Genomic DNA, 13,686 nt, shown 5'->3' on the forward strand with positions numbered 1-13,686 from the left:
TCGCCGGCGCCAGCCCGCTGTCCACCGTCGCCCGCCTGCCCGGCGTGAACTTCCAGTCCGCCGACGGCCTGGGCAACTACGAGTGGTCCACCCGCTTCACCGTGCGCGGCTTCTCGCAGAACCAGATCGGCTTCACGCTGGATGACGTGCCGCTGGGCGACATGTCCTACGGCAACTTCAACGGTCTGCACATCAGCCGCGCGATCTCCAGCGAGAACGTCGGCCGCGCCTCGCTGTCGCAGGGCGCCGGCGCGCTGGAGACGGCCTCGTCCAGCAACCTGGGCGGCACGCTGCAGTTCTACTCGGCGGACCCGGAAGAGAAATTCGGCGCCCGCCTGTCGCAGACCTTCGGCAGCGACTCCGCGCGCCGCAGCTTCCTGCGCGTGGACAGCGGCAACACCGTGCTGGGCCGTCTGTACGTCAGCTACACCGACCAGGACGCCGACAAGTGGAAGGGCTACGGCCAGCAGAAGCAGGAGCAGTGGAACTTCAAGTGGGTCAAGGCGCTCGGCGAGCACCGCCTCTCGGCCTTCTACAACACCTCCCGCCGCCGTGAGGTCGATTACCAGGATCTGTCGCTGGACCTGATCAAGCGCAAGGGCGACAAGCTGGACAACTTCTATCCCGACTTCGCCGCCGCGGTGCGCGCCGCCAACACGCTGTGCGGCGCCAACGGCAGCACCTACGTCGCCGCCTGCGACGACCAGTACTACGCCGGCGCCGGCCTGCGCAACGACGATCTGGTGGGCGTCTCCGCCGACCTGCGCCTGGCCCCGAACGCCACGTGGAAGACCACCGCCTACTACCACCACAACAAAGGCATGGGCCTGTGGTTCACGCCCTACCAGGCCTCGCCGGACGGCACGCCCATCTCGGTGCGCACCACCGAGTACGGCATCAACCGCAGCGGCGTGGTCTCCAACGCCGAGGTCGAGCTGGGCGACCACCTGATCAAGGCCGGCGTCTGGTTCGAGGACAACGACTTCAACCAGGCGCGCCGCTTCTACGCCGCCTCGGCCGCGACCAGCGTCTACCGGTTCCCGAGCAATCCCTTCCTGACGCAGTGGCAGTACGCGTTCAACACCAAGACCTCGCAGTTCTCCGTGTCGGACACCTGGTCGGTGACCAAGGACCTGACGGTGGGCGCGGGCTTCAAGTCGCTCAAGGTCAAGATCGACGGCGACCTGCAGGCCGGCACCGGCATGCCCTCGGGATCGATCACCGCGAAGAAGGGCTTCCTGCCGCAGCTGGGCGTCAACTACAAGCTCTCGTCCAGCCAGGAGCTCTACGGCACCATCGCCCGCAACATGCGCGCCTACCAGGGCGCCGCCACCGGCACCTCGCCCTTCGCGACGACCACCGCCGGCTTCGAGGCCATCAAGGGCAGCCTCAAGCCCGAGACCTCGGACACCATCGAGGCCGGCTGGCGCATCGGCGGCCGCGGCTATGAAGGCTCGGTCAGCGCCTACCTGGTCAACTTCAAGAACCGCCTGTTGAGCGTGCAGCAAGGCAGCGGCATCCAGGGCAACCCGGTCGTGCTGTCCAACGTCGGCGACGTGCGCACCACCGGTGTCGAGGCGGCGCTGTCCTTCCGTCTGGCCTCGGCGCTGACTTGGTACAACAGCGTGAGTCTGTCCAAGTCCACCTATCGCGATGACGTCGTCAGCGGCACCACCACCATCGCCATCAGCGGCAAGCACGTCACCGACGCGCCCGACACCATGCTCAAGTCGCAGCTGAACTACGACGACGGCGCGCTGTTCGGCAACATCGGCGTGGACTACATGTCCAAGCGCTACTACTCGTACACCAACGACGCCTCGGTGCCGGACCGCACGCTGGTGAACCTGAGCGCCGGCTACAAGATGAAGAACGTGTCCCTGCTGCGCGAGCTGAGCCTGCAGGCCTCGGTGAACAACCTCTTCGGCAAGCACTACATCTCGACGATCGGCTCCAACGGCTTCACCAACAGCGACGCGACGGGCACCTACGCCACGCTGCTGCCGGGCGCCCCGCGCCAGTTCTACGTGACGCTGACCGGCAAGTTCTGACCGCATGACCCGCGCCTCTCACCTGACGCGCCGCCAGCTGCTGGCGGGATCGCTGGCCTCGCCGCTGGCGGTCCCGCTCGCGGGCTGCGCGGCCCCGGGATCGCAGGCGGCGACCGATGCTTCGACGCACGCTTCGACGACCGCGACCCCGCAGGCGCCCCGGCGCTTCCGGGTCGCCTTCGGTTCTTGCGCGAAGCAGTCCAAGCCGCAGCCGATCTGGCGCGCCATCGGCGCCGCCCAGCCCGATCTCTTCGTCTTCCTCGGCGACAACCTCTACGCCGACGCGCGCGACGAGGCCACGCTGCGCCAGCGCTACGTCGAGTTCCAGAACGTGAAGCCGCTGCAGGACTTCCGCCGCGCGGTGCGGCACGTCGCGATCTGGGACGACCACGACTACGGCGATGACGACGAGGGCGGCGACTATCCGCTCAAGCGCTTGTCGCAGCAGCTGTTCTGCGATGCGTGGAACGAGCCGGCGGACTCGCCGCGCCGCCGCAACGACGGCGTGTACACAAGCTACGTTTACGAAGCCTTCGGTCGCCGCATCCAGGTGATCCTGCCGGACCTGCGCTTCAACCGCACGGCGCTGACGGCCGATCCCAAGCTCAAATCCAGCTATGCGGCGATGGTGCTGCGGGCCAAGTTCAGCGGCCAGCCGATGACCGGCTGGTACGTGCCCGATCACCGGCTCGAGGCCGAGATCCTCGGCCAAGCCCAGTGGCAATGGCTGGAAGCGCAGCTGCGCGTGCCGGCGGACGTGCGGCTGATCGGGTCCAGCGTGCAGTTCGCGGCCGATGGCAGCGGCTGGGAGTGCTGGTCCAACTTCCCACGCGAACGCGCCCGGCTGATCGAGCTGATGCGCAAGACCGGCGCCGAAGGCGTGGTCTTCCTCAGCGGCGACATGCATTACGCGGAACTCTCCAGCGTGGACGTCGATGGCGGGTATCCGCTGTGGGACGCGACTTCCAGCGGCCTGACCGAGGTGTGGGACATCCCCACGCCGAATCGCAACCGGCGCTCGACGGTGATGGCGGAGCTCAACTTCGGGCTGCTCGACATCGAGCCCGTGCCCGCTTCGGCAGAAGGGGCAGGCGCCGGCGGCGTCAGCCAAGGGGGCGAAGATCTGCGCCTGCGCATCGCGTTGTGCGACGTCGACGGCCACGCGAGGATCACGAAGGACCTGCTGCTGTCCGGCCTGCGCTGGCCGGATCGCGCGAAGACCGCGGGCACGACGCCCGCGGCCGAGGAGATGACTGGATGACCCTGTCCCGACGCACCCTGCTCCGGACCCTGCCCGCCGCGTTGCCGGCGACGCTGCCCGCGCTCTGCGGGCCTTTGAGCTTCGGCGCGCTGGCGCAAGGCGGCATGCCCGCCTCGCCGGCGCTGTCCGCGCTGATGACGGCTGCCCGCAAGGAGGGCCGCATCCACAGCCTGGGCATGCCCGACGACTGGGCCAACTGGCGCGCGACCTGGGCCGACCTGCAGCGGCTCTACGGTCTGGTCCATGTCGACACCGACATGAGCAGCGCCGAGGAAATCGCCAAGATCGGGGCCGAGAAGTCCAACGCCAGCGCCGACATCGGCGACGTCGGCTTCGAGTTCGGCGCGATCGCCAAGGCACGCGGCATCACGCAGCCCTACCTGCCGACGACCTGGGCGCAGATCCCCGACTGGGCCAAAGATCCCGAGGGCCACTGGGCGCTGGCCTACACCGGCACCATCGCCTTCGCCGTCAATCGCAAGCGGCTGCCGGACGTGCCGCGCAGCTGGCAGGCGCTGTTTGCGTCCAAGGCGCGCGTGCTGATCGGCGAGGTCGGTCGCGCGGCGCAGTCGAATGCGGCGGTACTCGCGGCGGCCATCGCGCTGGGCGGCGACGAGACCCGGCTGCAACCGGCGCTCGCGGCCTTCGCCAAGCTGGCCAAGGACAAGCGCCTGCTGGCTGTCAACGCCAGTCCCGCGCTGATGGAGCGCGCCGAGGCGGACGTCTTCCTGCTGTGGGATTTCAACGCGCTGTCCTATCGCTCGCGGCTGCCCAACGCGGCGGACTACGAAGTGCTGATCCCCTCGGACGGCTCGGTGACGAGCGGCTACTCGACCATCATCAACCGCTGGGCACCGCATCCCAACGCCGCCATGCTGGCGCGCGAGTACATCTTCAGCGACGCCGGCCAGCTCCATCTGGCGCGCGGTCATGCGCGACCGATCCGCATCGCGCAGCTTGCGATGCCCAAAGACCTGAAGGATCTGCTGGTGCCCGAGGCGCAGTACGCCAAGGCGCGGGCGCTCAAGCCCGCCGTGTGGACCGAGGAAGTCAAGAAGTTGCCGCGCGCCTGGCAGCGCGAGGTGTTGGGAGCGGCCCGATGAGCGCCACGATCCACGACGGTCCGCGCAAGCTGGTCCTGCTGTTGGCGGACGGCCTGCGCGCCGACACCGCGCGCGACTACATGGGCTATCTGCAGGCGCTGAACGAGGCGGGCCGCGCGCAATGGCGCTCGCTGCGTTGCGAGCTGCCCAGCCTGTCGCGGCCGCTGTACGCGACGGTGATCAACGGCGAGACGCCGCTGCGGCACGGCATCCTCGGCAATGGCCAGGCGGGTGAGCGGCTGGAGCGCCATCTGTTCCAGCGCCTGCAAGCGCACGGCGTGCCGGCGGCCATCGCGGCGTACCACTGGTTCTACGAGCTGCTCTCGGGTCAGGTCTTCGATCCGCTGCGCCATCGCGATCAGACGCCGCCCGTCATGGGCGTGGCCGCCGCGCGCTGGTACTGGGAGGACGACTATCCCGACAGCCATCTGCTGGCCGATGCGGAGTCGCTGCGGCGCTCCGTGCTGACGACCAGCGGCCCGGCGCTGCTCTTCGTCCATCCGATGGGGCCGGACTACGCGGGCCATGTGCACGGCGGCGAGTCCACGCAGTACGCGATGAGCGCGCGCAAGCTCGACATGCAGCTGGCGCAGCTGCTGCCGCGCTGGCATGCCGAGGGATTCGACCTGCTGCTGACCAGCGATCACGGCATGAACGCTGACCGCATGCACGGCGGCCCCCTGCCGATGGAGCGCGAGATCCCGCTGATCTGGGCACCGCATGACGGCGCGGTCGGTCTGGAGCTCCCTGATCGTCAGACGGGGATCGCCGGCTGGGTGCTGGAGCGGCTGGGCATCGACATCCGTCATGAGCCGCGCGGCGAGGGTCCGAGCGCATGAGCTTGGACGCGCGCGTGGCATGGCGACTGGCCGTACCGCTGCTGGTGCTGACGTCGACCGCGTTGCTGCTGCCCTTTGGCTGGAGGGCGGTGGCGATCCTGGGCGAATGCGTCGCGCACGGCGACGGCTGCGCGATCGCGGACCTGACCGCCGACGGCTATTACCTGGAAGCCGCCTGGAACACGCTGTGGCTGGCGGCGCTGTCGGCGCTCATCGGCCTGGCCATCGGACTGGGCGCGGCGATCGCGCTGCTGCGTGTGCCGAGGCTGGAGCGGGCGGTGACGCTGCTCGCGAGCTTGGGCGCGAACTTCTCGGGCGTGCCGCTGGCGGTGGCGCTGTTGCTGCTCTTCGGCGCGCAGGGCGTGGTGACGGTGACGCTGCAGGCGCTGGGGCTGGCGCCGTGGATTGATCTGCAGGGGCTGGGCGGGCTGCTGCTGGCCTACGTGTGTTTTCAGGCGCCGCTTGCCGCGCTGCTGCTGCTCGCGCCGGTGAAGATGCTGGACGGCTCGCTGGAGGACGCGGCGGCGACGCTGGGCGCGGGGCCGGTGCTGTATTGGCGTCGCGTGGGGTTGCCGCTGATGTTGCCTGGCTTGGTCGAGACTTTCGGGCTGCTCTTTGCGAATGCGGCGGCGGCTTTCGCCACGCCCTTCGCGCTGAATGGAACGGCGGCGCATGTGCTGGCCGTGCGCATCGCCGCGTTGGTCAGCGGTGACATCTTTGCGCAGCCGGAGTTGTCGGCGCTGTTGGCGTTGGTTTTGTTTGGGATGCTGGCGGTCGTGATTGGGATGACGCGGTGGGGGGCCGCATGGCTGAGGAGGAGAAGAGCGTGAGAGCTCGAAGACCCTCTCCCCTGCCCTCTCCCGCAAGCGGGAGAGGGAGTCATTCGCGCGCTACGGCGAGTCGAGCGATCTTCTCCTCGTTGGCGCTGGTCGCGCTGCTGGTGGCGGTGCTCGTGCCGATGGCGGCGCTGTTGCTCTACGGGCTCACCGAGCGCTGGGACCGGCATTGGTGGCCGGAAGTTCCGACCCTGCGCTGGATCGCCGAGGCCGCCCTCGATCCCCGCGTCCAAGGCGCCGTGTTGCGGACCGCCCTGCTCGCGCTGGCGAGCGCGCTACTGGCCCTGGTGTGCGGCGCACTCGCGACCATCCCCGCCGCGCTCGCGCTTCAGTTGGACGACGGTCCCTCCGCGCGGCGCCTGCGTCGTCTGCTGGACCTGCTCGCGCTGCTGCCCTTCGCGATCGCGCCCGTCGTGATCGCGATCAGCGCACTGGAGCTCTTCGTCGGCCGCTGGGGCGGGTGGCTGCCCTTGCCGCTGGTCTACGTCACGGTCGTCGCGCCGACGCTGTTTCCGCTCATCCACAAGACGCTGCAAACGGCGCTCGCGCAACTCAACGCCGCCGTGCTGATCGAGGCCGGCCGCACGCTGGGCGCGAGCGATGCGCACACGCTGCGCCGCGTGCTGCTGCCGATGCTGGCGCCGGCGCTGCTCGCCGCCTTCCTGCTCGCCTGGGTCACGGCGGCGATGGAGTTCGCGATCGCCAATCTGCTGCTCGGCGGCCAGATGGAGCTGCTGCAACCGCTGATGAACAGCCTGCGCAACGTCAACGGCCACCAGGCTGCGGCGCTGATGGTGCTCGCCTTCGCCGGCGTGGGCGCGATCGTCGCGCTGGCCGCTCGGCTCACGCGGCGCTGGACCGCGCCATCCCCTTGATCCGCATTCGACGATGACATCGATTCCCGCTTCGCCTCCACCCCAGTCGCCATCTCCCTCCGCCACGCCTCCCCAACTGTCGGTGCAGGGCGCGAAGCTGTCGCTCGGCGGCCGGCCGGTGCTGCGCGACATCGATCTCACGCTCGCGCGCGGCGAGGTCGTCGCGCTGCTCGGCGCCTCGGGCTGCGGCAAGACGACCCTGCTGCGTTCCATTGCCGGCCTGCAGGCGCTGGACGCCGGGCGCATCGCGCTGAGCGGTCAGGACGTCAGCGTCCTGCCCGCGCGCCAGCGCGACATCGGCATGGTGTTCCAGCATTACGCGCTGTTCCCCAACCTGTCGGTGCGCGAGAACATCCGCTTCGGCCCGCTCGCGCGCGGCGAGGAGCCCGCCAAGGCGGACGAACGCGCGGACGAGCTGCTCGCGCTGATCGACCTCCAGGCGCAAGCGGACCGGCTGCCGCAAGCGCTGTCCGGCGGTCAACGCCAACGCGTCGCCCTGGCGCGCGCGCTGGCGACGCGTCCGACGCTGCTGCTGATGGACGAACCCTTCTCCGCGCTGGACGAGCACTTCCGCTTGCCGCTGCGGCGACAGTTCCGGCAGCTGCAACGCGAGCTTGGCCAGAGCTGCGTGATCGTGACGCACGATCGCGAAGAGGCCTTCGAGCTGGCGGATCGGGTGGCGGTGATGTTCGACGGCGTCATCGCGCAATGCGCGTCGCCGCGCGAGCTGCGGCGCGCGCCGGCGAATCTCCGCGTCGCGGATTTCCTCGGCATGTTCAACCGGCTGGATGCGACCGCGCTGGACGGCGCTTGGCGTCGCGACACGGGGCACTGGATCGCGCCGGTCGAGGCGCTGACGGTGGCTGATGCGATCCGACCGGGCGCGGCCGATGCGCTGCGCTTCAGCGGCTCGCTGAGGGCGAGCTACCCCGGTCAGCAGCGCGTGGCCTGGGAACTTGACGGCCCTGGGGGCCAGGTCTTGACGCTGTGGCGCCGGCATGAGGAGGCCGAGGTCGCGCCAGGGACCGTGCTCACGCTGGAGATCGCCGAGCCGGCGCTGAGGTGGCTGGCGGAGTGAGATCCGGCACGGACGGCGCGGCGTGTCTACACTGCGCGGCCCTTTGTCAGCTACCGCAAACCGCGCAGGAGCCCCGCACCGCCATGTACAGCGCCGCATTCATGTGGGAGCCCGGCACCTACGACGCCGAGTTCGACGAGCTCAATCAGCTGATCGAGGACGCGGCCAACGCCATTCCCGGTTTTCTCGGCGTCGAGAACTGGAGCAGCGAGGACGGCACGCGCAAGAACGCGGTGTACTGGTGGCGCGACCTGGAAAGTCTGCAAGCGCTGGTCCGGCATCCCAAGCACATCGAGGCCAAGCGCCGCTATGCGCAGTGGTACCAGGGCTATCACGTGGTGATCTCGCAGGTCGTGAAAGCCTATGGGGACAAGGCTTTCGAGCACGTGACGGCGGGCTGAGGCTCGCGGGTTAGACGCCTGCCGTCTGATCCTCCGGCGCGCTCCCATCGAAATCAAACAGCTGATCCTTCGCCGGTCTCGCCTGCCGGCGCTGCACCTTGTGCCTCGCGCTGATCGGCAGCCCGGTCTTGGCGTCGATCATCGCCAGCTCCACCGGTTCACCGGTCTCGGTGTCGATGAGCCGCACCGGCGGGCGCTTCGGGATCGCATGCTTGTTGCCCCAGTCCAGCAGCGCCAGCATCACCGGCCGCAAGTCCCGGCCGCGCGGCGTCAGCACGTACTCGAAGCGCGGCGGCTTGTCGCTGTAGGGCCGCTTGTCCAGCAGGCCGCGCTCGACCAGCTCCGCCAGCCGCCGCGTCAGCGTGTTGGACGCGATGCCCAGCTCCGCCACGAACTCGTCGAAACGGTGATGCCCGTAGAAGACCTCGCGCAGGATGAGCACGCTCCAGCTGTCGCCCAGCGTGTCCGCCGCCCGCGCCAGCGGGCAAGGCATGTCCTCGAAGCTCGTGCGGCGCATCGCGGCCTCCCTGATTCAGATCCGCCGATTGTCACTGACTTCCATCATGGAAGTTATTTGACGAATCTGGAACGATCCATTTCACTCCCAGTCACTTCCATCATGGAAGTGACATTCCTATAGTCCGCTCCACTTCCCGCCCGCCGCGGCGGCATCCGTCGTTGGAGCCCTCATGACCACCTCGCCCACGCCTTCCGCCCCGCCCGCTTCCTCCGATCCTTCGGCGTCATCATCCGCGTCGACCGCGTCGCCTGCGGTCAAGCCGCGCCGCTCGCTCGGACGCACGACGCTGCAGTGGGCCGTGCTGGTCGCGGTCGGCCTGGGCGCCTCGGCCTACGGCGCGCGCTGGTGGACCTCGGGCCGCTTCCATCAGGAGACCGAGGACGCCTACGTCGGCGGCGACGTCACCGTGATCGGCGCCAAGGTCAACGGCTATATCACCGCGCTGCCGGTCGCGGACAACCAGTTCGTCCACGCGGGCGACCTGCTCGCCCGCATCGATGTGCGGGACTACGAAGCCGCGCTCAACCGCGCCGCCGGCGCCGTCGAGGCGCAGCAAGCGGCCGTCGAGAACCTGAAGGCCTCGGCCGCGCTGCAGCAGGCGCTGATCGCGCGCGCCCGCGCCGGCATCGACGCGGCATCCGCCGAGGAGCGCCGAGCCCATGACGACTACCTTCGACATCAGGATCTGGTGAGCCGCTCCGCCGTGTCGGTGGAAAGCAGCCAGCGCGCCGAGGCGTCCTATCGCACCGCGCAGGCCGGACTGGCCCGCGCCCGTGCCGAGGAGCAAGCAGCCGAACGCCAGCTCGACGTCATCGCGACACAGCGCCAGCAGGTGCTGGCCGCGCTCGCGCAGGCGCGCGCCGAACAGGACATCGCGAGGCTCAACGTCGGCTACACGGAGCTGCGCGCGCCGCGTGACGGCTACGTCGGCAACCGCAAGGCGCGTCTCGGCACCTACGTCAGCGCGGGCACGCCGCTGCTGTCCATCGTGCCGGCGCAAGGACTCTGGATCGATGCCAACTTCAAGGAAGACCAGCTCGCCCGCATGAAGACGGGGCAGCCGGTCACCGTGCGCGCCGATGCCTGGCCCGATCAAGTGATGCACGGCCGGCTGGGCAGCCTCGCGCCCGCGACCGGTGCGCAGTTCAGCGTGTTGCCGGCGGAGAACGCCACCGGCAACTTCACCAAGATCGTCCAGCGTGTGCCGGTGCGGATCGAGCTCGATCCCGCGGATGCGCAACTGGGCCGCCTGAGGCCCGGGCTCTCCGTCGTGGTCCAGGTCGACACCGCAGCCAACGCGCAGGCCAAGGCGCAAGCCAGGTCGCCCGCCACCACCACCGCGAGCTCGCAATGAGCGGCGCCGTCGCGCCGGCCGCGGTCTCGGGCGCCACGGCCAGCTCCGCGCGCCCACGCGCACGCCCGAGCTTCTGGTCCTCCGAGGTGATCCCCGTCGACCAACTGACAACGCGAGAGAAGGTGCTGGCCTTCGCGACCATGTGCCTGGGCATGTTCATCGCGCTGCTGGACATCCAGATCGTGTCGGCCTCGCTGCGTGACATCGGCGGCGGACTCTCGGCCGGCGCCGACGACACGACCTGGGTCCAGACCGCCTACCTGATCGCGGAGATCATCGTCATCCCGCTGTCGGGCTGGCTCGCGAGCGTGTTCTCGACGCGCTGGCTGTTCTCGATCTCGGCGCTGGGCTTCACGCTGACCAGCCTGCTGTGCGCGCTGGCCTGGAACATCCAGAGCATGATCGCCTTCCGCGCGCTGCAGGGCTTTCTCGGCGGATCCATGATCCCGATGGTCTTCACCACCGCCTTCATGTACTTCAGCGGCAAGCAGCGCGTGGTGGCCGCGTCCACCATCGGCGCCATCGCGTCGCTGGCGCCGACGCTGGGGCCCGTCGTCGGCGGCTGGATCACCGACCTGCTGTCGTGGCCCTGGCTCTTCTACATCAACCTGGTGCCGGGTCTGGTCGTCACCGTGGTGGTGCCGCTGATGGTGCGCGTGGACAAGCCCGATCTGTCGCTGCTGCGCGGCGCGGACTACCTGTCCATGGTGCTGCTCGCGGTCTTCCTGGGCTGTCTGGAGTACACGCTCGAGGAAGGCCCGCGATGGAACTGGTTCGGCGACGCGACCATCGTCGCCACCGCGTGGATCGCGGGGCTGACGGGAATCGCCTTCATCGCCCGCAGCCTGAGCGCCGCGCGGCCCATCGTCGATCTGCGCGCGCTCAAGGAGCGCAGCTTCGCGCTGGGCTGCCTGTTCTCCTTCGTCACCGGCATCGGCATCTTCGCGACCATCTATCTGACGCCGCTCTTCCTGGGCCGCGTGCGCGGCTATGGGGCGCTGGACATCGGATTGGCGGTGTTCTCCACCGGCGTGTTCCAGGTGATGAGCATTCCGCTCTACGCCTTCCTCGCCAGCCGCTTCGATCTGCGCTGGATCCTGACCGCGGGGCTGGTGCTGTTCGCGGTCTCGATGTGGGACTTCGCGCCGATCACGCACGACTGGGGAGCGCGCGAGCTGCTGCTGCCGCAGGCGCTGCGCGGCATGGGCCAGCAGCTGTGCGTGCCACCCGTGGTGACGCTGGCGCTAGGGGCGCTGCCGCCGGCGCGATTGAAGCTGGCATCGGGGCTATTCAACCTGATGCGCAACCTGGGCGGCGCGATCGGCATCGCGGCCTGCGCGACCATCCTCAACGACCGCACCAACCTGCACTTCCTGCGGCTGGCCGAGCATCTGGACGCGCGCAACGCGGGACTGGACGGCCTGATGGCCTCGGTGCCTGGCGCGTCGGCCGGCTTCGGCGAGGCGTCGACCGCGACGTTGCGTCAGCTGTGGTCGCTGACCTATCGCGAGGCGCTGACGATGACCTTCTCCGACGCCTTCCTGATCGTGATGGCGTGCTTCCTCGTGGCGCTGATCTTCGTGCCGATGCTGCGCAAGGTCACGCCGCCGCCCGCCCCGTCCGCCGACGCCCATTGAGCGCCCGCACTCCGCTTTCGAGGATCCTCATCATGTCGACGTCTCTATCAACGTTCTTGTTCTCGCCGTCGTCGTCGGGGGCGTCTCCGCTCTCGCCATCGATCGCTCCGCGGGTCATGCGTCTGTCGCCGTTGTTGGTGGTCGCGCTGCTCGCCGCCTGCGCGCATGCGCCGGAGCCGCCGCCCCAGCTGCCCGCGATGAACGAACGCTTCGCCAATCACGCGCTGCTGGCGCAGCATCGCGGCGACACCGGCGCACCGGCGCTCAGCGACTGGTGGCTGGGCTTCGAGGATCCCGTGCTGACCAGCATCGCACGGAGGGCGCTGGATCAGAACCTGGATCTGGCGGCGGCGATCGCGCGCGTCGAGCAATCGCGCGCGGTTGCGCGGGCCGCCGGGGCGCAGCGCTTGCCGCAGATCGCAGCGCAGGGTCAGGTCGCGCGCGAGCGTCAATCGCTGCTGAGCCCCGAGGGCAAGCTGGCGAACGCGTTCCCCGGCTACCAGCGGGATCTGACGCTGCAGTCGTTGGGCGTCGGCGCGAGCTGGGAGGCGGACCTTGCCGGCGGACTTCGGAGCGGGGAGGCTGCGGCGGTCGCCGAGTGGCAGGCGGCGGAGGCCGGACGGCTGGGGGTGCAGGTCAGCGTCGCGGCCGAGGCGGCCGATGCCTACTTCCGGGCGCGCGGGGCGCAGGCGCGCATCGCGGTGGCGGAGTCGCATCTGCGGACGCAGGCGCGCTTGCTGGAGCTGATCCAGGCCCGCTTCCAGGGTGGACTCGCGACGCAGCGCGAAGTGGCGGAGGCGCAGGCCTTGCTGCTGCAGGCGCGCGGGACTTTGCCGCCGCTGCGGGCCGAACTCGCGAGGCAACTGCATCGTCTCGACGTGTTGATGGGGGAGCAGGCGGGGACGGTTGCGCCGTCGCTGGTGGTGATGGGGGCGAGCGCCTCGCGTGAGCGCTCGTATGCGTATCGAGTGCCGACCTTGCCCGCCGACATCGGGCCCGCCGAGCTGATGCGCCGTCGTCCCGATGTGATCGCGGCGGAACGTCAGCTCGACGCCGCGCAGGCGCGCATCGGCGTGGCGACGGCCGAGTACTACCCGCGGGTCACGCTGGGCGGGGTGCTGGGGGCGGAGAGCTTGAATGGACGGATGCTCACGTCGGCGGCGTTCCAGCCGCAGGCATTCCTGGGACTGCATTGGCGACTGTTCGACTTCGGGCGGGTGGATGCGGAAGTGGCTCAGGCCAAGGGCGCGAGGGCGGAGGCGCTGGCGCAGGTGAAGCTGCGGATGCTGCGGGCAGGGGAGGATGTGGAGAACGCTGTCGTGATGTTGACGCAGCTGGAGGCGCAGAGAGGGGATCTGGAGGAGGAGGTGCGTGCGCATCAGATGGCGCGGGATGCGGCCGAGGATGCGTACAAGGGCGGCGCGGCCAGCTTGATCGAGGTGCTGCAGGAGGACCGGTTGCTGCTCGCGTCACGGGATCAGCTGGCGCAGCTGCAGGCGGACCACGCGCGGGCGGCGGTGGCGACGTTCAGGGCCTTGGGGGGTGGGTGGGCGCGACCGGGGTGACTCGCGCAGCGACCGAGGCTGCCGGCAGCGACGCTCGGTGCGGGTCTGTCAGTAAATTCGTGTGTGAGGCATAGCATGTCGATAAGGAGCATGAATGCCACGCAAGACGAAGACGAATTCAGGTGCAGACAAGGCAGCGCAGCCGCAGTTCTCGGCTGAGGCGCTT

General features: G+C 69.4%; 12 protein-coding genes. 11 read left to right on the forward strand and 1 reads right to left on the reverse strand.

Going from position 1 to position 13,686, the window contains the following annotated elements; translation table 11 throughout:
• The 8 genes from ABDW59_RS23405 to ABDW59_RS23440 all read left to right on the forward strand — a co-directional run.
• A partial coding sequence (locus ABDW59_RS23405; RefSeq protein WP_343633694.1) for a TonB-dependent receptor occupies positions 1-2,051 on the forward strand: 2,051 nt, incomplete at its 5' end.
• Positions 2,052-2,055: 4 nt separating this feature from the next.
• Entirely contained in the window at positions 2,056-3,312 is a 1,257-nt protein-coding gene (locus tag ABDW59_RS23410) for an alkaline phosphatase D family protein (RefSeq protein WP_343633695.1), read from the forward strand.
• Positions 3,309-4,415 (forward strand): extracellular solute-binding protein, encoded by a 1,107-nt coding sequence (locus ABDW59_RS23415; protein WP_343633696.1) that lies wholly within the window; start codon positions 3,309-3,311, stop codon positions 4,413-4,415. The genes ABDW59_RS23410 and ABDW59_RS23415 overlap by 4 nt, the downstream gene beginning before the upstream one ends.
• Positions 4,412-5,254, forward strand: coding sequence for an alkaline phosphatase family protein (locus ABDW59_RS23420; protein ID WP_343633697.1), 843 nt, complete (start codon positions 4,412-4,414; stop codon positions 5,252-5,254). The genes ABDW59_RS23415 and ABDW59_RS23420 overlap by 4 nt, the downstream gene beginning before the upstream one ends.
• Entirely contained in the window at positions 5,251-6,084 is an 834-nt protein-coding gene (locus ABDW59_RS23425) for a hypothetical protein (protein ID WP_343633699.1), read from the forward strand. Before ABDW59_RS23420 ends, ABDW59_RS23425 begins: the two co-directional genes overlap by 4 nt.
• Positions 6,085-6,173: 89 nt before the next feature.
• Positions 6,174-6,965, forward strand: coding sequence for an ABC transporter permease subunit (locus ABDW59_RS23430; protein ID WP_343633701.1), 792 nt, complete (start codon positions 6,174-6,176; stop codon positions 6,963-6,965).
• A gap of 13 nt (positions 6,966-6,978) precedes the next feature.
• The gene (locus ABDW59_RS23435) at positions 6,979-8,043 is read left to right on the forward strand and encodes an ABC transporter ATP-binding protein (protein WP_343633703.1); all 1,065 of its coding nucleotides are present in this window, start codon (positions 6,979-6,981) and stop codon (positions 8,041-8,043) included.
• Positions 8,044-8,126: 83 nt separating this feature from the next.
• Complete coding sequence (locus ABDW59_RS23440) at positions 8,127-8,444, forward strand: antibiotic biosynthesis monooxygenase (RefSeq protein WP_343633705.1); 318 nt, start codon at positions 8,127-8,129, stop codon at positions 8,442-8,444.
• Positions 8,445-8,454: 10 nt separating this feature from the next.
• Here the strand turns inward: ABDW59_RS23440 and ABDW59_RS23445 are convergent, their stop codons facing one another.
• Positions 8,455-8,961 (reverse strand): helix-turn-helix domain-containing protein, encoded by a 507-nt coding sequence (locus ABDW59_RS23445; RefSeq protein WP_343633707.1) that lies wholly within the window; start codon positions 8,959-8,961, stop codon positions 8,455-8,457.
• A gap of 172 nt (positions 8,962-9,133) precedes the next feature.
• Here ABDW59_RS23445 and ABDW59_RS23450 point away from each other — a divergent pair, with 172 nt between their 5' ends.
• The 3 genes from ABDW59_RS23450 to ABDW59_RS23460 all read left to right on the forward strand — a co-directional run bounded on the left by ABDW59_RS23450 (position 9,134) and on the right by ABDW59_RS23460 (position 13,520).
• Positions 9,134-10,318, forward strand: a complete 1,185-nt coding sequence (locus ABDW59_RS23450) for an HlyD family secretion protein (RefSeq protein ID WP_343633709.1) — start codon at positions 9,134-9,136, stop codon at positions 10,316-10,318.
• Complete coding sequence (locus ABDW59_RS23455; RefSeq protein ID WP_343633711.1) at positions 10,315-11,955, forward strand: DHA2 family efflux MFS transporter permease subunit; 1,641 nt, start codon at positions 10,315-10,317, stop codon at positions 11,953-11,955. The genes ABDW59_RS23450 and ABDW59_RS23455 overlap by 4 nt, the downstream gene beginning before the upstream one ends.
• Before the next feature lie 116 nt (positions 11,956-12,071).
• Entirely contained in the window at positions 12,072-13,520 is a 1,449-nt protein-coding gene (locus tag ABDW59_RS23460; protein WP_343633712.1) for an efflux transporter outer membrane subunit, read from the forward strand.
• Positions 13,521-13,686 lie beyond the last annotated feature (166 nt).

Origin of the sequence: Roseateles sp., from assembly GCF_039595295.1 — a bacterium.
Classification (GTDB): Bacteria; Pseudomonadota; Gammaproteobacteria; order Burkholderiales; family Burkholderiaceae_C; genus Roseateles.